We start from the raw sequence: 19,077 nt of genomic DNA on the forward strand, positions 1-19,077 counted from the left end.
TCGCATGAAGATCGTCGATGAGTTCAAGGAGTTCATCGCCCGCGGCAACGTGATGGACATGGCCGTTGGTATCATCGTCGGCGGCGCGTTCACCGCCATCGTCAACTCGCTCGTGAGCAACCTCATCAACCCGCTGATCACGCTCGTGACCACCTCCACGAGCACCATCACTGGTGGCGCCTCCGACGGCGCCGAGGAGGTCATCAACGGCCTGCGCTGGGCCGTCCCCGGCACCGACCAGTTCATCGACCTCGGCGCCTTCATCTCCGCCGTGATCAACTTCCTGATCATCGCCTTCGTGGTCTTCTGCCTGGTCAAGGGTCTCAACACCATGCGCGAGCGCATGGACGCCCTGGCCAAGAAGGAAGCGGATGAGGAGGCTGCCGAGGAGGCCGCCGCCCCGCACTGCCCCTACTGCCTCGAGGAGGTCAAGGAGGGCGCCACGCGCTGCCCGCACTGCGGCGCGGAGATCAAGGCCGCGTAGCCGCGCGGGTCCTACCGTACGCAACACGGCGCCGTCGGGTTTCTCGCCCGGCGGCGCCTATTTTGTGGCTCATGTAGACGCGGGACGACCCGCTATGCGTCCTCCGTCGGCACGCGCGACGTCACGAGCGTCATCTCGCCCGAGAAGAGCAGCTCGCCGCAGCCGGACGGCGCCAGGAAGTGCGTGCCGCGCGCGATCTTGTGCTCAACGTCGGCCGCAGCTGCGCGCACGGTGCCCGCGCCCTCGATCACGCTCACGCACAGGAAGGGCCACTCCTCCCCCACGCTCTTCTCGCCCGCCACGCGCACGCGGTCCACCACGAAGTTGGGGCACGCCATGAGCTCGGTCACGCCGTCCACCTCGGGCGCCGTAACCTCGCCGGACGTCGGCGCCTCGGCCGCGTAGTCCACCACGTCCAGGCTCTGCTCGATGTGCAGCGGGCGCGGCTTGCCGTCGTCGCCCACGCGGTCGTAGTCATAGACGCGGTAGGTGACGTCGGAGGACTGCTGGGTCTCCAGGATCAGCGTGCCGCCCTGGATGGCGTGGACGGTGCCCGGCTCGATGGGGAAGAAGTCGCCCACACGGCAGGGAACCTCGTTCAGCATGTCGTCCCAGCGGCCCTCCTCGATCATGGTCGCGAGCTCGGCGCGGTCGTGCGCGCGCTGGCCGATCACGATCTTGGTGTCCGGGTCGGCGCCCAGCACGTACCAGCACTCGCGCTTGCCGAGGCTGCCGTTCTCGTGCTCGGCGGCATAGGCGTCGTCGGGGTGCACCTGCACGGAGAGGTTGTCCTTGGCGTCGATGATCTTCACCAGCAGCGGGAAGCGGTCGCCCTCGAGGCCGCCGAAGAGCTCGCGGTGCTCGTCCCACAGCTCGGAGAGGTGCTTGCCGGCCCACGCGCCCTCGGCCACCACGCAGTCGCCGTTGGGATGGGCGCTGATGGCCCAGCACTCGCCGATCGGGCCGTCCGGGATCTGGTAGCCAAAGTCGTCGGCGAGCTTGCGGCCGCCCCAGATCTTCTCGTGGAAGATGGGCTCGGAGAAGATGAGATCGAGTGTGCTGTCTGCCATGGTTCCTCCGGACTCGGCACCAACAGGGGCGAGGCGCCGCAGCGCCCCGCCCCCATCATACCCGTTTGCCGGCACGCAGCCGATCGCAGCCGGTGCGCGCCCTAGATCTCGCCCTCGCACGCGCCGACGATGTTGCCGTCGATGTCCATGAAGCCGAGCATGACGTAGCACGACGAGTCCTCCGTGACCGAGCAGACGTCGCTGTCAAAGAAGAGGAACGCGTCGGCGGTGTCCCCGGCCCGGACCACGCGCGCGACGGTGGCGTACTCGTAGACGTCCGTGCCGTCGAGCACGGTCATGACGTTCTCGACGTAGAAGTCCTGGTCGGTGCGGTTCTCGATCGAGAGCATATAGCCGGTGTCGCCCTCGTAGTCCACGCCGATGCCGGTGACGGCCACGCGCGCGACGTCGTCCTCGCTCAGGGTGACGTCCAGGTCGGCGGTCTTCTCGACGCCCATGGCATAGAGGTCCTGGCCGAGAATCGCCTCGTCGGTGAACCGCTCGGCGAGCTCGTCCAGGGTGCCGTCATCGATGCCCGGGTCGTCCGGGCCGTCCGGGTCCTTCTCGTCCTTGTCGTCCTTGTCGTCAGCGACGTCGCCCACGTTGTCCTCGGGCTGACGGTCCATGTCGGGGACGTCCGAGGTCTTCTCGAAGACCATGGAGCTCCCGCCGCTCTCGACGGTCAGTTGCTCGTTCTCGAAGGGGGCCTCCACGGTGGCGTCCCCAATCTTGAGGGTAAGGGCGCCCTCGTCCTTGACCGACCAGGAACCCTCCTGCTGGTTGCCCGTCTCGTTGTAGATCAGGTTGCCGTCCTCGTCGAGGTCGAGCGTCACGAGCGTCCCCTTCTCGGCCAGCTCGTCGACGTCCTCCTCGCTGAGGGTCGTGCTCTCGGACTCCATGGAGACGAGCTCCCACGTGCCCACGAACTCGTCGCGCAGTTCGCCGAGGTCCGGGGTCGCCGACCCGCCGCCACCGCTCCCGCACGCCACAAGCGAGACGCTCAGCGCACACGCGCCCAGCAGCGCGCCCAAAGATCTTCTCATGCTCATGATCGGACACCTCCCGTACCGCGAATCATGCTCCGAGCAGCGTAGCTGAAAGAAAGCTGCGGGCGGGGGTACGCGGCGCGGGATTCGGCGGGCGGTCGGCTATTTGCCGGACTCGCGGCCGCGACGCCAGCCCCGGCGGTGCGGGACGCCATGGGCGTCGCGCGGGAGGAGGAAGCGCTCGCAGACGTTGGAGGTGCGCAGGTACTCCGCCCCAAAGGGGTCGATCGTGGGGACCAGCCCCTCCGGGCGCTCGGCGAAGTGGTCCTCCGGGCTCGTGCGCACGTGGGGGTTGGTGAGCGTGTACCCCCGGCTGCAGGCGCCCTGGTACAGGCCGGACTCCGGGTGGAACGTGAACGTTGCGTAGGCGCAGTCTGAGCAGTGAAGACCCATGGGACCTCCTCGCGTGCGGGACACCCCTGATGGTACTACTCCCGCGCGGACGGCTCGTTCTGACCGGCGGGCGGCGCGGGCGGGCGCGCGGGCGCCCGGAGGTGGATACTGCAAGGCACCGGCCGCCGCCAAACGACAGGAGGACGCGCATGGGCGAGAAGTGCGTGATCGCGCTCGACCAGGGGACCACGAGCTCGCGCGCCGTCCTCGTGGACCGCCGGGGCCGGATGGTGGACGTGGCGCAGCGGCCATTCCAGCAGATCTTCCCACGGCCCGGCTGGGTCGAGCACAACCCGCAGGAGATTCTCTTCTCGCAGCTGGGCACGCTCATGGAGCTCGTGGCGCGCCACGACCTCACGGCGGCTGACGTGGCCGCCATCGGCATCGACAACCAGCGCGAGACCACGATCGTCTGGGACCCGACGACGGGCGTCCCGGTGGCCAACGCCATCGTCTGGCAGTGCCGGCGCACGGCCGAGATGGTCGAGCGCATCTGCGGCGCGCCCGGGGTCCGCGAGCTGGTGCGCGCCAAGACGGGGCTGCTGCCGGACGCGTACTTCTCGGCCAGCAAGATCGCCTGGATCCTGGAGAACGTGCCGGGCGCCCGCGCGCGGGCCGAGTCCGGCGAGCTGCTCTTTGGCACCGTGGACACGTGGCTCGTATGGACGCTCACGGGCGGCCTGGTGCACGCCACCGACCCCACCAACGCCAGCCGCACCATGCTCTACAACATCCACGAGGGCCGCTGGGACCAGGAGCTGCTGGACCTCTTTGGCATCCCGGCGGCCATGCTGCCCGAGGTGCGCCCCAGCTCCGGCTTCTTTGGCGAGACGAGCTACCCGGGGCTGCCGGCGGGCATCCCCCTGTGCGGCGTGGCGGGCGACCAGCAGGCGGCGCTCTTCGGACAGTGCTGCTTTGCGCCGGGACAGGCCAAGAACACCTACGGCACGGGCTGCTTCATGCTGCTGCACACCGGAGGCGAGGCGCGCACGAGCGAGCACGGCCTGGTGACCACGATCGTGGCCGCGCCGCCGGGCACCGCCGAGACGCAGTACGCGCTCGAGGGCTCGGTCTTCGTGGCCGGCGCGCTCGTGCAGTGGCTGCGCGACGAGCTGGGCGTCATCCGAGACGCCGCCGAGACCGAGGCGCTCGCGCGGAGCGTGCCGGACACGGGCGGCGTCTACGTCGTGCCGGCGTTCACGGGGCTCGGCGCGCCCTGGTGGCAGCCGGACGCGCGCGGGGCGATCCTCGGCCTCACGCGCGGCACGGGGCGGGCGCACCTGGCGCGTGCGGCGCTCGAGGCCCTCGCCTACCAGATCCGCGACCTGGCGGACGCGATGGAGGCGGACGCCGGCGCTCCCCTCGACGTGCTCAACGTGGACGGCGGCGCCTCCGCCAATGACTTCCTGATGCAGTTCCAGGCGGACGTGCTGGGGCGCGAGCTGCGCCGGCCCGCCAACACCGAGACCACCGCGCTCGGCGCCGCGTTTCTCGCCGGGCTGGCCTCCGGCTTCTGGAGCGGCACCGACGAGCTGCGCGGCCTGCGGGCGGACGACGACGTGTTCCGTCGGCAGATGGACCCGGCGCGGGTCGAGGTCCTTCTCGCCGGGTGGCACGACGCCGTGCGCCGCGTGCTGTGACGTGACGCGCCGCCGGGCCTAGGGCTCCCAGACGAGCCGGCAGGACGCCGCGTCAAAGGCGTCCCCCAGGCGCTCGGCGCAGAAGTCGACGCACCACTGGAAGGAGAAATCGCCGCAGCCGGACATGCCGCGGATCTGGTTGGCCGCGGCCAACTCCTCCGTGTAGTCGGCGAGGCGGTAGGTGGTGAAGGCGGTGCCCGCCGCGCGGTGCGTGACGAGCGGCGTGAGCGCGCACGAGGTCACCTCGCAGGCGCCGTCGCCGTCGAAGCGCAGCGAGACCTGCGCCATGGCGCCCACCATGGTGTCCTTGCGCGGCTGGGTCGAGGTGAAGTTGCCCACGGACCAGAAGACGGGCACGGCGCGGCCCTCGGCGCTCTCGATCACCTCGAAGGGCTGCACCACGTGCGGGTGCCCGCCGATGATCACGTCGGCGCCGGCGTCCGCGAGCACCTGGGCCCACCGGCGCTGGTCGTCGCTCGGGACGGCAGCGTACTCGACGCCCCAGTGCGGGCAGGCGACGATGGCCTCCGCGCCCGCCTCGCGCACCGCGGCGGCGTCTGCGGCGATCTGCGCCTCGTCGAGCTGGCGGACCGCCCAGGGCTGCGGCAGCGGGATGCCGTTGGTGCCGTAGGTGTAGTTGAGCACGGCGATGCGATGTCCCTCTCGCTCGACGATGGGGAGGGCGTCAAAGGCCGCCTGGCTGTCGGCGATGCCGGTGACCAGAATCTCGGGGTGGGCCGAGCGCCAGTAGCCGAGCGCGGCCTCGATGCCCGCCATGCCCTTGTCGAGCGCGTGGTTGCTCCCGCAGAGGGCCACGTCAAAGCCCGCCGCGACCTCGGCGTCGCCGATCTCCTGCGGGCTGTTGAACGTGGGGTAGCCCGAGATGCCCAGCGCGTCGCCGCCGAGGATGGTCTCCTGCCCCACGAGCGCGAGGTCCGCGGCGGCCACGTCGTCGGCGACCTGCGCGAAGAGGTGGTCGTAGCTGCGCGTGCCGTCCGCGCGCTCGCCGCTCTGCCACACGCCCGTGTGCACGAGGACGTCGCCGACCATGAGGAGAGAGAGCTCGTCGGGGGCGGCCTCGTCGTAGACGGTCGCCCGCTCCGAGGCGCCTGTGTCCGGCGCGGCGGGCTCCGGCGCCGAGCAGCCTGCTAGCGCCCCCAGCCCCGCAAGGCTGGCCAGCGAGAGGAACTCCCGACGCGTGAGCTGCGGGTTCTGAGCGGCCATGGTGCCCCCTTCGACGCCGACAGCCCAACTCTACGTCATGGCGGACGGCCCCGACGTCAAAACCTCACAGGTGGTCTCTCTAAAATCGCTTTCTGACGAAGTTCTTATCGCCTTGCTTTGTAAGAGAGACAGGACCTGTGAGGTTTTAGAAGCGCGGGCGAGAAGAACGCGCGGCCCGGGCGCCTAGAACTCCGCGTTGCCGACGGTGCGCGGGTGCGGGATGACGTCGCGGATGTTGTCCACGCCGGTGAGGTACATGACCATGCGCTCGAAGCCCAGGCCAAAGCCCGCGTGCTCGCAGCCGCCGTAGCGCCGCAGGTCGAGGTAGTACTTGTACTGCTCCGGCTCCATGCCGAGCTCAGCGATGCGGCGCTCCAGCACGTCCAGGCGCTCCTCGCGCTGAGAGCCGCCCACGATCTCGCCGATGCCCGGCACGAGGCAGTCCACGGCCGCCACGGTCTTGCCGTCATCGTTGAGGCGCATGTAGAAGGCCTTGATCGCGGCCGGGTAGTCGGTCACGAAGGTCGGGCGCTTGAAGTGCTCCTCGGTGAGGAAGCGCTCGTGCTCGGTCTGCAGGTCGCAGCCCCACTCCACGGGGTACTCGAAGACGTGGCCCGCCGCCGCAGCCTCCTGCAGAATCTGGATGGCCTCCGTGTAGGTGACATGCGCAAAGTCCGAGGTGGCCACGTGCGTGAGGCGCTCGACGAGACCCTTGTCCACGAACTTGTTGAAGAACTCCATCTCGTCCGGGCAGGCGTCCATCACGTAGGTGATCACGTACTTGAGCATGTCCTCCACGCAGGCCATGTCCCCGGCGAGGTCGCAGAAGGCCATCTCGGGCTCCACCATCCAGAACTCGGCCGCGTGACGGCGCGTGTTGGAGTTCTCGGCGCGAAACGTGGGGCCAAAGGTGTAGACGTCACCAAAGGAGAGCGCGAAGTTCTCGGCCTGGAGCTGGCCGGACACGGTGAGGTTGGCCGCGTGGCCGAAGAAGTCCTGGCTCCAGTCAACGTGGCCGTCCTCGGTGCGGGGCGGGTTCTCCACGTCGAGCGTGGTCACGCGGAACATCTCGCCCGCACCCTCGGCGTCGGAAGTGGTGATGATCGGGGTGTTCACGTAGACGAAGCCGCGCTCCTGGAAGAAGCGGTGGATGGCGAAGGCCGCCACGCTGCGCACGCGGAAGACGGCGCGGAAGAGGTTGGTGCGGCTGCGCAGGTGCTGCTGGGTGCGCAGGAACTCGCGGGTCTGGCGCTTCTTCTGCATCGGGTAGTCCGGCGCGGAGGCCCCGGCCACCGTGATCTGGGCAGCCTGGAGCTCAAAGGGCTGCGGGCGCTCCGGCGTGAGAGCGAGCGTGCCCGTGACTACGAGGGCCGAGCCCACGCCCGTGGCGGCGATCTCGTCGTAGTTGGCGAGCTTCTCGCGGTTCATGACGACCTGCAGGTCCTTGAAGCAGGAGCCGTCGTTGAGCATCACGAAGCCAAAGTTCTTCATGTCGCGGACCGAGCGGACCCAGCCGGCCACCGTGACGGTGGTGCCGCCGAGGGCCTCCATGTCGGCAAAGAGCTGAGAGATGTGGGTGCGTTCCACGGGCGTTCCTCCGAGGTTCTTCTCGCCTGTTTTCCAGCCACTTACTCTAGCGCATCGCATGCGGCGACGCTGGCGCTCACGTGAACTCGACGCGCAGCTCCCGCCCCAGGGCGCGCGCCAGGCGCTCCAACGTGCGCATCGTCGGGTTGCCGCCGCCGCGCTCGAGCACGCTGATCGCCTCCTGGGAGATGCCGCTTCGACGCGCGAGCTCCTCCTGAGACAGCCCCGCTGCGGCACGCGCCGCAAGAAGCCGCCTCCCCAGCGATCGCCCGCCCAGGTACGGCTCGCCGACCTCCCTGAGATAGAACCCGTCCTGCGTGCTCCTCCCCCGTCCGCTGGCGAGAAGCGCGGCGGCGTCGTAGGCCTCCAGCCCATGCGAGCGCAGCACCTCGCCGACGTTCTGGCGCGAGGGCGGGGCTATGCGCTCGGCCACCCAGGCCTCGACCCAGCGGGCAGGGACCGTTCGCTGGCCGCGCGCGACAAAGGGGGCGAACATGGCCGGAACGTCACGCGACGTCGCGTCCGACGTCGCCACAAACGAGAAGGACCGCGTTGCGGGGTCATAGGTCAGCTCGCCGCAGGGACGCCTGGTCCGGCCCTCCCCGTTGATGACCTCAAAGCGACGCATACCAGCACCACCTCTCCCAGACGATCTGCCAGATCTTGTCGAGAAGAACCGGCGAGGCCGCGCCCTCGAGCCCCGCGAGCAGGAACTCCCGGTCCCGTGCCGCGAGGGGCCGCGCCACCTCGACGGGAGCCACGGACCTGACGTTCTCCTCGAGGGAGCGCGACCCGAGGAAGTTGGTGGTCGCAACCGGCATCAGCGGGTCAAACGCCGCGATACGCTCCACGTCGTCGCCATAGGGCGCCACGAGCGAGAGCCCGTTGTCGAAGATGGGCGCGAGGCGCGGCTGCCCGGCGCGGTCTATGAGGACCTCGATGTTGGAGCCGTGGCGGTCTCGGTTCGCGATGAGGTAGTCGACCAGCATCATCTGCGCGACACCGGCCGCCCAGCCCATGCGCTCGCAGAAGGACAGCGGGCTCTCGTCCTTCTCGCGGTAGAGCTCGTAATAGTTGCCAAGACCCATCTTCTGCTCCCCGGGCCGGCGGAAGTTCCGCGACGAGTTGAGCCAGGTCTCGTGCTCGGCACCATCGATCGTCACGCGCGCGTGCACGAGCCGATAGGGAACATGGTCGATGCCGAGGAGCTCCATGAGACGGCTCGCGACGAGCTCGTTTATGCACTCGGTCCCGTCTATGCGCGCCCCGTTATAGCGCGAGAGCTTGAGGTAGCGCGCCCGCGCGCCGCTCCCCACGCGCGCCTTGAGATAGGTCCCCGCCGTCCCGGAGCTGTTGACCCGCTCGCTCCAGAGGATGTCACGGTAATCCTGCAGGCTGGAAACAACGTCATAGCGCCTCATATCTCCACCTCATCACCATAGTGAGTCTTCACATAATATAATATATACATATGCACCATGTTGGACGGCGGGCAAGGGGATAGAATTACACTGACCCCGCCACGCCCCCGGAAGGAGCAGCATGGAAGCCTACAAGCGCGAGTTCATCGACTTCATGGTCGAGTCCCAGGTCCTCAAGTTCGGCGAGTTCACGCTCAAGAGCGGCCGTAAGTCCCCGTTCTTCATGAATGCGGGCGCCTACGTCACCGGCAGCCAGCTCAAGCGCCTGGGCGAGTACTACGCCCACGCGATCAACGACAACTTTGGCCTGGACTTTGACGTGCTCTTTGGGCCGGCGTACAAGGGCATCCCCCTGTCCGTGACCACCGCGATCGCCCTGCACGACCTCTTTGGCAAGGAGGTCCGCTACTGCTCCGACCGCAAGGAGGAGAAGGACCACGGCGCGGACAAGGGCGGCTTCCTCGGCTCGGCGCTCGCCGACGGCGACCGCGTGGTCATGATCGAGGACGTGACCACCTCGGGCAAGTCCATCGACGAGACCTACCCCAAGGTGACCGGCGCCGCGAACGTGGAGGTCAAGGGCCTCATCGTCTCGCTGAACCGCATGGAGGTCGGCAAGGGCGGTGTCGTGACCGCGCAGCAGGAGATCCAGGAGCGCTACGGCTTCCCGGTGGCGAGCATCGTCTCCATGGCCGAGGTCGTGGAGGCGCTCGACGGCACCGTGATCACGCCGGAGCTGCGCGCCGCGATCGACGCCTACTACGAGCAGTACGGCGTCAAGTAGCGAGAAGAACCGCGCCGCCGCGCCGCTTCCCTGCCACCCCGCCGCGCCGCTACTCGCTCGCCAGCTCCGTGGGCCAGACCGCGTCCTCGGGCATGACGGCGCTTCCGGACGCAACGTCGGCGGGGATGCGGCTGTCGGCGGCCATGAGCTCGTTGATCGTCACAAAGCGGTAGCCCTTCGCCTGGAGGGCCTCGATGATCTTGGGTAGCGCCTCGAGGTCCTGGTCGCGGTTGCCGCCTCCATCGTGCATGAGGACGATCGCGCCCGGGTACGCCCCGTTCGTGCAGTTGGACACGATCGCGTCCGGGCCGGGGAGGCGCCAGTCCTCGCTGTCCAGGTTCCAAATCACGGAGGCCGAGAAGCACCCGCCGGACGCGAGCCAGGTCTCGGGCGTGAGGTCACCGTACGGCGGGCGCAGGACCGTCGTCGCCGGGGCGCCCGCGCCGCTGATCGCCGAGAACGCGTCATTGACCTCGGAGCGCAGCGCGTCCGCGTCGAGGGTCGTGAGCTGCTGGTGGTTCTGGGTGTGCGAGGCGACCTGCGAGCCCTGGTCCTCGATCGCCTTCACAAGATCGGGCTTGGCCGCAGCGGCCGACCCCAGGCAGAAGAATGTCGCGCGGGCGTCGTACTTGCTCAGGATGTCGAGGTAGCGCTGCGTGTAGTCGCTCGGGCCGTCGTCGAAGGTCAGCGCGATCAGCTTGGAGCCGTCGTCGGGGGTCGGGTTGACGCTCTGGAGCACCGCGTTGCTGACGGGCTCCAGCTCCTCCCCGGGCACCGCCTCGCCCGAGACGTCGCCCACGGTGAACATCTGCCGGCCGGGGCGGCCCCACTGGGACACAAAGGTGATGGCGCCCACCTGCTCGTAGGGCTGGAGCTTGGGCATGACCACGCGCTCCTCCTGGTGGGAGGCCTCCGTCACGTCCGCGCCGTCCGAGAAGACGATCTCCTCGTTGCCCTCCGCGCGGAAGTCCTTCGTCTGCTGCTCGTCGAGCTCCTGCCCGCCCACCGTGGCGGAGAACGGCTCGCCGGCGCCCTCCGTGAGCACCGTGCCGCCCACCGAGACGAGGTCGCCGGGCGTGACCTCGATCTTCTCGGCCGCAAAGATGTCGGCGAGGGTCGCCTCGGCGCGCACCTGCGTGAGCGTGCCGTTGACGCGCACGCTCACCGTCCGGTTGGTCCACAGCAGCACGCCGCCGCCCACAAAGGCGACGAGGGCGAGAAGGGCCACGACGACGAACCTCCGGGCGCCCCGGGAGAGCCGGTGCCTGGTGCGCGAGGTGGGCCGACGGGCCATCCGCGACGTTGCGTGCGCTACCCGTCGCGTGGGCGCCGGGGCGCTGTGACGAGGTGTTCCATCCTTCTTCATGGGTCCATCCGTATGACGAGATCAGTTCGGCGGCTGCCGCCCTCCGGGGAGGCGGGACCCACAGCGTAGCAGCTCGTCCCTTTCAGCGGCGTGACGCTCCTGTCACTCAACCGCCGCTCACCGCGCTCACACCCGCGTCACGAGCTCCTCGACGGGCTTGCGCTCGAAGTGCTTGGCCGCAGGCTCCGCGTTTGCGGCGGGGTAGCCGATCGGGAAGAGCGCCACGAGGTCGTAGCCTGCGGTCTCCGGGAAGGCCTCGTGGACCGCCGGCGCGTCGAAGTGACCGACCCACGTGGTGCCCAGGCCCAGGTCGTGCGCCGCGAGCATGATGTGGGTGCCCACGATGGAGGCGTCCACGTCCGCGAAGTTGCGGGCGTCGTACTTGCGGACCCACGCCTCGTCCGCGCGGGCGCCCAGCATGAGGATCACCTGCGCGCCAAACGAGAAGCGCGTGAGGGCCGAGAGGCGCGCCACGGCCTCCGGGCTCTCCACGACCCACAGGTGCCACGGCTGCTTGTCGACCGCCGTGGGCGCGGCGACGGCGGCGTCCACGAGCGCGCGGATTTTCTCGGCCTCCACCGGTGCGTCGGAGAAGGCGCGGACGGAGTAGCGGTCGCGCGCGAGCTGCAGGAAGTCGGTCATGGGAGCCCCTTTCGTCGGCATGCCCCGAGTATAGTCCCGCCGCGCTAGAATGGATGCCCGCACGAGAGGAGTCACATGCCCGTAACACCCGCACCCGAGGCCGTCGACGAGGGCCCCAACGCCCCCGGCTCGCTGGGCCGCCTCATCCCCTGGCCCGACGACGAGACCTATCCCAACATCGGCGCCGAGGAGGCGCTCGACCTCTTCCTGGAGTGGGTGGAGTCGCGCGGCATCGAGCTCTGGCCGCACCAGGAGGAGGCGCTGCTCTCCCTTGCGGCGGGCGACCACCTGATCCTGGGCACGCCCACGGGCTCGGGCAAGTCCCTGGTGGCACTGGGGATGTGCTTCATGAGCGTCTGCACGGACCGGCGCGCCTACTACACCGCACCCATCAAGGCCCTGGTGAGCGAGAAGTTCTTTGACCTCGTGGACCTCTTTGGCCGCGAGAACGTGGGCATGATCACCGGAGACGCCGCGATCAACGCCGAGGCGCCGATCATCTGCTGCACGGCGGAGATCCTGGCAAACCAGGCCCTGCGCGAGGGCGAGACGTGCGACGTGGGCTGCGTGGCCATGGACGAGTTCCACTTCTACGCGGACCCGGACCGCGGCTGGGCCTGGCAGGTGCCGCTGCTCACACTGCCGAACGCGCAGTTCCTGCTGATGAGCGCCACGCTCGGGGACACGAGCGCGATCGCGGCTGCCCTCTCCGAGCACACCGGCGGGCGCACCGTGGACACGATCGCGGACGCCCCGCGCCCGGTGCCGCTCTCCTACGAGTTCGTGGACACGGCGCTGGAGGGGACCGTCGAGCTGGCGCTGCGCGCGGGCGAGGCGCCACTCTACATCGTGCACTTCTCGCAGGACGCGGCCCTCACGAGCGCGCAGAGCCTCGCGAGCTACGGCGTCTCCACCAAGGAGCAGCGCGAGGCCGTGAAGGAGGCCATCAAGGGCACGCGCTTCACCACGACCTTTGGCAAGACGCTGCAGCGCCTGCTGGGCTGCGGCGTGGGCGTGCACCACGCGGGCATGCTGCCGCGCTATCGCCTCCTAGTGGAGAAGCTCGCGCAGCAGGGTCTGCTGCCGGTGATCTGCGGCACGGACACGCTGGGCGTGGGCATCAACGTGCCGATCCACACCGTGGTGCTCACGGCCCTCTCCAAGTTTGACGGCCGGCGGATGCGCCACCTCAACGCGCGCGAGTTCCACCAGATCGTGGGTCGTGCCGGGCGCGCCGGCTTTGACACCGAGGGCCATGTCATCGCCGAGGCAACCGAGTACGACATCGAGAACGCCCGGGCACTCCGCAAGGCCGGCGGCGACCCGAAGAAGGCCCGCAAGATCAAGACCAAGAAGCCGCCCGAGGGTTTTGTCGGCTGGAACAAGCAGACCTTCGAGCGGCTGATCGCCGCCGTGCCGGAGCCGCTGCGCCCGCGCATGAAGGTCACGCACTCGATGGTGCTCGCCGAGGTCGAGCAGGGCGGGGACGCCTGGGCCCGCGTGCACGCGCTCGTGGAGGAGTCGGCGCAGCCCGAGGCCGAGAAGGCCGCGCTCGCCACCCGCGCGGACGAGATCTTTGCCACGCTGCTGGACGCCGGCGTGGTCACGCGCGAGGAGCTGCCGGACGGGAGCGCGGCATGGAGCACCACGGTTGATCTTCCGGACGACTTTGCGCTGGACCAGCCCTTGTCGCCGTTCCTGCTGGCGGCGCTGGAGCTCCTGGACCCCGAGTCGGAGACCTACGCGCTCGACGTTATCTCGATGGCGGAGGCCACGCTCGAGGACCCGTGGCAGATCCTGCGCGCCCAGCAGCGCGTGGCGCGCGACCGCGCGATGAGCGAGATGAAGGCCGAGGGCATCGACTACGACGAGCGCATGGAGCGCCTGCAGGAGGTCACGTGGCCCAAGCCGCTGGAGGACCTGCTGGAGCCCGCCTTCGAGCAATACTGCGAGGCGGTGCCCTGGGCGCGCGACTTTGCGCTCTCGCCCAAGTCCGTCCTGCGCGACATGGTGGAGACCGCGAGCGACTTCAAGGAGTACGTAGGCCGCTACAACGTGGCGCGCTCCGAGGGGCTGCTCCTGCGCTACCTCTCCGAGGCGTTCCGCGCGCTCGACCGCACCGTGCCGCTCGACAAGCGCGACGAGCGGCTGCGCGACATCATCGCGTGGCTGGGCCTCGTGGTGCGCACCGTAGACTCCTCGCTCGTGGACGAGTGGGCCGCCGCCGGCGAGGGCTCCTCGGAGGGGCTCGACGCCGCGCCGCCCGCTGCGGACGAGGTCGTGCGCGACCGGCGTGGCCTCACGCTGCTCGTGCGCAACGCCCTGTTCGCCCGCGTGCGGCTGGCTGCGCACGAGGCGGTGGACGAGCTGGGCAAGCTCGACGCCGAGTGGGGCTGGCGCGCGCCGGTGTGGCGCCGCGCGCTGGACCGCCTCTACGACGCGCACGAGGAGGTTCTCCTGGACGGCGACGCCCGCAGCGCCGCGTACTTCTCGATCGACGAGAAGGACGAGAAGTCGGCGCACGTCTGGCACGTGCATCAGGTGTTCCGCGACTCCGATGACGACCGCGACTTTGGCATCTGGGGCGACGTGGACCTCGATGCCACGCAGGACGAGGGCGCGGTGGTGTTCTCCGCGTACCGCGCGGGCTTTGTGGACGACGAGTAGGGCGACGGACAGCGGCACTTTTGGGTTACCCCAGGAAATAACGCGCACAGTTTGCCATGCGCGTTATTCTTTCCTGCTGATATATGCCGTTGAAGCAAACCGTGCGCGTTAATCTACACCCGACGGCACCCGCGCTCCTGTACCCGCACCTCGCGATGGCGTACCATTGATAGCTCGAAATTCCGCGCGTCAACGCCGAAGGAGCGCCATGCCCATGCAGGACCAGGACCCCATCTTCCAGGCCGAGCAGGACCACCTCTCCGAGCTCTACGCCAAGCTGCTGCAGATCCGCGACGCGATCTCCGCGGACCTGGAGTCCAACCACCAGGGCGCCAAGCAGGACCTCATTGCCATGAGCGAGGAGGTCCGCCTGGACTTTGGCGGCGCGGACGAGACCATCGAGACGCTCGCGGCCATCGAGACGCTCAACTCCATCATCGACGCGTACAACCAGTACCACGACTTCAACGTGGACAAGCTGCGCCGCGTGACGCTGCTGCTCATGCAGCCCTACTTCGCGAAGGTCACGCTCGAGATGCGCCCGGGCCGCCCGCCGCGCGACGTCTACATCGGTGCCGCCGGCATGACCGACGAGCGCAGCCGCCCGCTCGTGGTGGACTGGCGCTCCCCCGTCGCGGAGACCTACTACAACCAGCAGATGGGCCCCACGTCCTACCAGGTGGACGGCAAGACCCGCACCGTGAACCTCACGCTGCGCCGGCAGTTCGACATCGTGCGCGACGAGCTGCGCTCCTACTTCGACACCACGGTGGCGATCGAGGACTCACTGCTGCTTTCCGCCCTCAAGCGCCGCCACACCGAGAAGCTCCAGGCCATCACCGCCACGATCCAGCGCGAGCAGAACGAGGTCGTGCGCCACGCGGACGTGCCCGTGCTGCTGGTGAACGGCATCGCTGGCTCGGGCAAGACGTCGGTGCTGCTGCAGCGCATCGCGTTTCTGCTCTACCAGGAGCGCAAGACGCTCGACCCCAGCCAGGTCTGGCTCTTCTCGCCCAACGACGTCTTTGAGAGCTACATCGACACGGTCCTGCCGAGCCTCGGCGAGTCCAACCCGCAGACCGTGACCTGGCGCGACTTCGTGGCCGCGCAGGGTGCCGGCGAGCGCGACCTCGGCCTTGCCACCACGCCCGAGACGCTGCGGCGCATGGACGAGGCGGCGCGCACGCTAAAGCTCGAGCCGGACGACCTGCGCGAAATCCGCCTCGGCGACGAGACGCTGCTCCGGGCGACCCAGGTGGCGAGCGCGGTGGCCAAGTTCGCGGAGTTCGACGTGGGGCCCCGCTTCACCGCCCTCGTGAAGGAGGAGCTGCACGACCGCCTGAACCGCCGCCTGGCGCAGATGGCGCGCAACGACGAGCTCCAGGAGGAGATGCTCGGCCTGGACGTGGAGCGGCAGTACGAGATCTTTGGCGAGACGCTGGCACCGGACGACGAGGACGAGACCCTCGCCTACGCGCGCCGCTACGTGGAGCACCTCTACGCGCCGGCGCACGAGAAGATCGAGCAGCTCGCGTGGCTGCGCCTCGACCGCATCGGCATGCGCCTGCTGGACACGAACGCGCTCTCGGCGACCGAGTGGCTGTGGCTGCGGCTCATCTTCACGGGCATCGGCAGCCGCGACGCGCGCTTCGTCATGGTCGACGAGGTCCAGGACTACACCGAGGCCCAGCTCATGGTGCTCGCACGGTTCTTCTCGCGCGCGCACTTCCTGCTGCTGGGAGACGAGCACCAGGCTATCTACGAGGGCACGGCCTCCTTCGCGCGGATTGCGGAGATCTTTAGCGCCTCGCACGGCAGCGTGGACGAGTGCCGCCTGCTCACGAGCTACCGCTCCTCGCCGGAGATCACCGAGCTCTTCTGCGGTCTGCTGGAGCCGGACGAGCGGCGGCGCCTCTCCTCGGTGCAGCGCGCGGGCGTGGCGCCCGTCATCCGCGCGTTTGACGAGAAGGACGACTACCTCGCGGCGCTGCGCGCGGCGGTGGCCGAGCCCGGCGAGGGCCTCACGGCCGTCGTGGCCGAGAGCGACGCGCGCGTGAGCTGGCTCGCCAAGCAGCTGGGCGACGCGGCGACGGTGATCCGCGGCGGAATGTCGCTGCCGGCCGAGGGCGTGGTGCTGCTGCCGCTGCGCGTGGCCAAGGGCCTGGAGTTCGACCACGTGATCGTGCCGGACGCGCAGGCTGAGGTCTACCCGGACACGCCGCTCGCGCGCCGCCGGCTCTACACGGCGCTCTCGCGCGCGATGCACCGCGTGACCGTGCTGGCGCAGGGGCCGCTCACGCCGTTGCTGCGCGCGCAAATCTAACAGGTGGTGGATCTCTTCTCGCAATGCGTTTAAAAATTTAACCTGCAACGATTATTGCATTAAATTGACTTCCACCACCTGTGAGGTTTCAGACACAGAAGGCAGGGCGTGCGGCCCTAGATCAGGCCGAAGTGGCGCAGGGCCGTGACCACGCCGTCGTCGCGGACGTCGTCGGTGACGTAGTCGGCGTGGGCCTTGACGGAGTCGCAGGCGTTGCCCATGACCACGGCGGTGTCGGCCAGGCGCAGGATCTCGAGGTCGTTCTCGGAGTCGCCGAACGCGAAGACGCGGGAGGGCGAGAAGGGCAGCGCGTCGAGCAGGGCCCGGCCGCCCACGCCCTTGCTCGTGCCGGGGATGGTGAGCTCGTGGTTGCCGTCCGCCACGTCGAGGTGGACGTAGGTGCTCATGAGGTAGTCGCTCGCGAGGCAGGCCTCGAGGCACTCGTCGGTGAAGTCGATCTTGCCGAAGTCCATGCGCCCGCCGGCGCGCTCGTAGTCCTCCACGTTCACGACGTCGTCGCAGTAGGGCATGAGGCCGCGCCCGCAGCGCACCATGACGTTGCCGTAGGTGCCCTCGAACAGCGCCTCCATGCGGATCCGGCGCATCTCGTCCATCGTGCGGCGCAGCGTCTCCCGCCCGATCGTGCGGTCGTAGACGACCCGGCCGTCGAGGACCACGTGCGTACCGGCGAGCGTCACGTAGCCGGAGAAGGGCAGGTGGCGCAGGTCCTCCACGTTGAGGATGCTGCGGCCGGTGCACACCACCGCCACGTTGCCGGCGTCGACGAAGGCGCGCACCGCGTCCTGGACGGCCGCAGTGGGGACGACGTGCAGTCCGTCGTTGAGGTCGCGGCACGTGAGCGTGCCGTCCACGTCAAAGAACGCGACGACGGGACCCTGGTTCTTCTCGGCCACGCAGCCTCCTTGCTCTGGGGTTGTTCCGTGAGAGAGGATACCGTATCGCCCGGCCCGCACGCCTCTTCTATAATGGGCTGCCAGAATCCGCCACAACGAAAGGCCCGCCGTGGACATCACCCCGCAGGAAGTCGCCGAGACCCTCTCGATGGTCTCCGAGCAGAACCTCGACCTTCGCACCATCACGATGGGCATCTCGCTCGCGGGATGTGCCGACGAGGACATGGGGCGCATGTGCGACAAGGTCTACGACCGCATCACGCGCACGGCCGAGCACCTCGTGGAGACCGCCGAGGAACTGGAGGCGGAGTACGGCATCCCCATCGCCAACAAGCGCGTCTCGGTGACGCCGATCGCGCAGGTCGCGGCCGGCTGCGCCGACGAGGACCTTTCCCCGCTCGCGCACGCCATGGACCGCGCGGCGGAGACCCTGGGCATCGACTTCATGGGCGGCTTCTCCGCGCTCGTGCAGAAGGGCATGGGCGCCACGGACCGCCGCCTCATCGCGTCCATCCCCGAGGCGCTGGCCACGACCGAGCGGGTGTGCTCCTCGCTCAACATCGCGTCAACGCGCGCCGGCATCAACATGGACGCCGTGCTGCTCTCCGCCGAGACCATCCTCGAGTGCGCGCGCCGCACGGTGGACATCGACTGCTACGGCGCGGCCAAGTTCGTCGTCTTTGCCAACATGGTGGAGGACTCGCCGTTCATGGCGGGCGCCGTGCACGGCTCCGGCGAGGCCGACGCGGTGATCAACGTGGGCGTCTCCGGCCCGGGCGTCATGGCGGCGGCGCTGGCGGAGCTGCCGGAGTCCGCGAGCCTCATGGACGTGGCCGAGAAGATCAAGCAGACCGCCTTCAAGATCACGCGCGCCGGCGAGCTCATGAGCCGCGAGGCGTCGCGCCGGCTTGGGGTCGAGAAGGGCATCGTGGACCTGTCGCTCGCGCCGACGCCGGCGGCGGGCGACTCCGTGGCGCGCATCCTGGAGATCATCGGCGTGGGCGAGTGCGGCGGCCCCGGCACCACGTGCGCGCTGGCGCTACTGAACGACGCCGTCAAGAAGGGTGGCGTCATGGCGTCCTCCAGCGTGGGCGGGCTCTCCGGCGCGTTCATCCCCGTCTCCGAGGACGCCGGCATGATCCGCGCGGCCGTGGACGGCGCGCTCTCCATCGAGAAGCTCGAGGCCATGACCTGCGTGTGCTCGGTGGGCCTGGACATGATCGCCGTGCCCGGGGACACCTCCGTTGAGGCCATCGCCGGCATCATCGCCGACGAGATGGCCATTGGCGTGATCAACACCAAGACCACGGCGGTGCGCCTCATCCCGGCCATCGGCCGGGCGGAGGGCGACATGCTCGAGTTCGGCGGCCTGTTCGGCTCCGCGCCGGTCATGCCGGTCAACCGCTTCGCCGGCAGCGTCTTCGCGCACCGCGGCGGCCGCTTCCCGGCGCCGCTGAACTCGCTCAAGAACTAGCGGCGGGAGGTTCCTCTCGGCGCGTGGTTCTTCTCGCTCAAA

General features: G+C 69.1%; 16 protein-coding genes. 6 read left to right on the plus strand and 10 right to left on the minus strand.

Annotated elements, in window-relative coordinates; genetic code table 11:
• Nucleotides 1-4 precede the first annotated feature (4 nt).
• The gene (gene mscL / locus H6A07_RS06740; RefSeq protein WP_204814172.1) at nucleotides 5-484 is read left to right on the plus strand and encodes a large conductance mechanosensitive channel protein MscL; all 480 of its coding nucleotides are present in this window, start codon (nucleotides 5-7) and stop codon (nucleotides 482-484) included.
• Nucleotides 485-576: 92 nt separating this feature from the next.
• Here mscL and H6A07_RS06745 read toward each other — a convergent pair whose 3' ends face one another.
• From H6A07_RS06745 to H6A07_RS06755, 3 genes are all read right to left on the minus strand, one after another.
• Nucleotides 577-1,554 (minus strand): type I phosphomannose isomerase catalytic subunit, encoded by a 978-nt coding sequence (locus tag H6A07_RS06745; RefSeq protein ID WP_204814173.1) that lies wholly within the window; start codon nucleotides 1,552-1,554, stop codon nucleotides 577-579.
• 101 nt (nucleotides 1,555-1,655) lie between these two features.
• Entirely contained in the window at nucleotides 1,656-2,603 is a 948-nt protein-coding gene (locus tag H6A07_RS06750) for a hypothetical protein (protein ID WP_204814174.1), read from the minus strand.
• 99 nt (nucleotides 2,604-2,702) lie between these two features.
• Entirely contained in the window at nucleotides 2,703-2,993 is a 291-nt protein-coding gene (locus H6A07_RS06755; protein WP_204814175.1) for a hypothetical protein, read from the minus strand.
• A 149-nt stretch (nucleotides 2,994-3,142) separates the two neighbouring features.
• Between H6A07_RS06755 and glpK the strand changes: the two genes are divergently transcribed.
• Complete coding sequence (gene glpK / locus H6A07_RS06760; RefSeq protein ID WP_204814176.1) at nucleotides 3,143-4,633, plus strand: glycerol kinase GlpK; 1,491 nt, start codon at nucleotides 3,143-3,145, stop codon at nucleotides 4,631-4,633.
• An 18-nt stretch (nucleotides 4,634-4,651) separates the two neighbouring features.
• Here the strand turns inward: glpK and H6A07_RS06765 are convergent, their stop codons facing one another.
• The 4 genes from H6A07_RS06765 to H6A07_RS06780 form a co-directional block, all read right to left on the minus strand.
• Nucleotides 4,652-5,857: a CapA family protein gene (locus tag H6A07_RS06765; protein ID WP_204814177.1), complete on the minus strand. Its 1,206-nt coding sequence runs from the start codon at nucleotides 5,855-5,857 to the stop codon at nucleotides 4,652-4,654.
• A gap of 183 nt (nucleotides 5,858-6,040) precedes the next feature.
• Nucleotides 6,041-7,444, minus strand: coding sequence for an asparagine--tRNA ligase (asnS, locus tag H6A07_RS06770; protein WP_342636574.1), 1,404 nt, complete (start codon nucleotides 7,442-7,444; stop codon nucleotides 6,041-6,043).
• 76 nt (nucleotides 7,445-7,520) lie between these two features.
• The gene (locus tag H6A07_RS06775; RefSeq protein ID WP_204814179.1) at nucleotides 7,521-8,072 is read right to left on the minus strand and encodes a helix-turn-helix domain-containing protein; all 552 of its coding nucleotides are present in this window, start codon (nucleotides 8,070-8,072) and stop codon (nucleotides 7,521-7,523) included.
• Nucleotides 8,059-8,865 (minus strand): hypothetical protein, encoded by an 807-nt coding sequence (locus H6A07_RS06780; protein WP_204814180.1) that lies wholly within the window; start codon nucleotides 8,863-8,865, stop codon nucleotides 8,059-8,061. Before H6A07_RS06780 ends, H6A07_RS06775 begins: the two co-directional genes overlap by 14 nt.
• 121 nt (nucleotides 8,866-8,986) lie before the next feature.
• Here H6A07_RS06780 and pyrE point away from each other — a divergent pair, with 121 nt between their 5' ends.
• The gene (pyrE, locus tag H6A07_RS06785; RefSeq protein WP_204814181.1) at nucleotides 8,987-9,649 is read left to right on the plus strand and encodes an orotate phosphoribosyltransferase; all 663 of its coding nucleotides are present in this window, start codon (nucleotides 8,987-8,989) and stop codon (nucleotides 9,647-9,649) included.
• Between the two features lie 49 nt (nucleotides 9,650-9,698).
• On the opposite strand, the gene H6A07_RS06790 is transcribed toward pyrE, so the two are convergent.
• Together H6A07_RS06790 and H6A07_RS06795 are read right to left on the minus strand one after the other, a co-directional pair.
• Nucleotides 9,699-10,943: a polysaccharide deacetylase family protein gene (locus H6A07_RS06790; RefSeq protein ID WP_204814182.1), complete on the minus strand. Its 1,245-nt coding sequence runs from the start codon at nucleotides 10,941-10,943 to the stop codon at nucleotides 9,699-9,701.
• Between the two features lie 198 nt (nucleotides 10,944-11,141).
• Entirely contained in the window at nucleotides 11,142-11,657 is a 516-nt protein-coding gene (locus tag H6A07_RS06795; RefSeq protein WP_204814183.1) for a nitroreductase family protein, read from the minus strand.
• Between the two features lie 75 nt (nucleotides 11,658-11,732).
• Between H6A07_RS06795 and H6A07_RS06800 the strand changes: the two genes are divergently transcribed.
• Together H6A07_RS06800 and H6A07_RS06805 are read left to right on the plus strand one after the other, a co-directional pair.
• Nucleotides 11,733-14,324: a DEAD/DEAH box helicase gene (locus H6A07_RS06800; protein ID WP_204814184.1), complete on the plus strand. Its 2,592-nt coding sequence runs from the start codon at nucleotides 11,733-11,735 to the stop codon at nucleotides 14,322-14,324.
• 208 nt (nucleotides 14,325-14,532) lie between these two features.
• Nucleotides 14,533-16,647 carry a HelD family protein gene (locus H6A07_RS06805; protein WP_342636575.1) on the plus strand — a complete coding sequence of 705 codons (2,115 nt, stop codon included), beginning with the start codon at nucleotides 14,533-14,535 and terminating at the stop codon, nucleotides 16,645-16,647.
• 116 nt (nucleotides 16,648-16,763) lie between these two features.
• Here the strand turns inward: H6A07_RS06805 and H6A07_RS06810 are convergent, their stop codons facing one another.
• A complete protein-coding gene (locus H6A07_RS06810) occupies nucleotides 16,764-17,561 on the minus strand; it encodes an HAD hydrolase family protein (protein ID WP_204814185.1) in 798 nt (265 codons plus the stop codon).
• 109 nt (nucleotides 17,562-17,670) lie between these two features.
• Between H6A07_RS06810 and H6A07_RS06815 the strand changes: the two genes are divergently transcribed.
• On the plus strand, nucleotides 17,671-19,035 hold the full coding sequence (locus H6A07_RS06815) for a DUF711 family protein (protein WP_204814186.1): 1,365 nt from the start codon (nucleotides 17,671-17,673) through the stop codon (nucleotides 19,033-19,035).
• The last annotated feature ends 42 nt before the right edge of the window (nucleotides 19,036-19,077 follow it).

Source organism: Olsenella uli, from assembly GCF_016899935.1.
GTDB lineage: Bacteria > Actinomycetota > Coriobacteriia > Coriobacteriales > Atopobiaceae > Thermophilibacter > Thermophilibacter uli_B.

Excerpts from the sequence above, each read along its gene's own strand:
- mscL (WP_204814172.1), top strand. The coding sequence starts at position 5 with ATGAAGATCGTCGATGAGTTCAAGGAGTTCATCGCCCGCGGCAACGTG.
- H6A07_RS06745 (WP_204814173.1), bottom strand. The coding sequence starts at position 1,554 with ATGGCAGACAGCACACTCGATCTCATCTTCTCCGAGCCCATCTTCCAC.
- H6A07_RS06750 (WP_204814174.1), bottom strand. The coding sequence starts at position 2,603 with ATGAGCATGAGAAGATCTTTGGGCGCGCTGCTGGGCGCGTGTGCGCTG.
- H6A07_RS06755 (WP_204814175.1), bottom strand. The coding sequence starts at position 2,993 with ATGGGTCTTCACTGCTCAGACTGCGCCTACGCAACGTTCACGTTCCAC.
- glpK (WP_204814176.1), top strand. The coding sequence starts at position 3,143 with ATGGGCGAGAAGTGCGTGATCGCGCTCGACCAGGGGACCACGAGCTCG.
- H6A07_RS06765 (WP_204814177.1), bottom strand. The coding sequence starts at position 5,857 with ATGGCCGCTCAGAACCCGCAGCTCACGCGTCGGGAGTTCCTCTCGCTG.
- H6A07_RS06775 (WP_204814179.1), bottom strand. The coding sequence starts at position 8,072 with ATGCGTCGCTTTGAGGTCATCAACGGGGAGGGCCGGACCAGGCGTCCC.
- H6A07_RS06780 (WP_204814180.1), bottom strand. The coding sequence starts at position 8,865 with ATGAGGCGCTATGACGTTGTTTCCAGCCTGCAGGATTACCGTGACATC.
- pyrE (WP_204814181.1), top strand. The coding sequence starts at position 8,987 with ATGGAAGCCTACAAGCGCGAGTTCATCGACTTCATGGTCGAGTCCCAG.
- H6A07_RS06790 (WP_204814182.1), bottom strand. The coding sequence starts at position 10,943 with ATGGCCCGTCGGCCCACCTCGCGCACCAGGCACCGGCTCTCCCGGGGC.
- H6A07_RS06795 (WP_204814183.1), bottom strand. The coding sequence starts at position 11,657 with ATGACCGACTTCCTGCAGCTCGCGCGCGACCGCTACTCCGTCCGCGCC.
- H6A07_RS06800 (WP_204814184.1), top strand. The coding sequence starts at position 11,733 with ATGCCCGTAACACCCGCACCCGAGGCCGTCGACGAGGGCCCCAACGCC.
- H6A07_RS06805 (WP_342636575.1), top strand. The coding sequence starts at position 14,533 with ATGCCCATGCAGGACCAGGACCCCATCTTCCAGGCCGAGCAGGACCAC.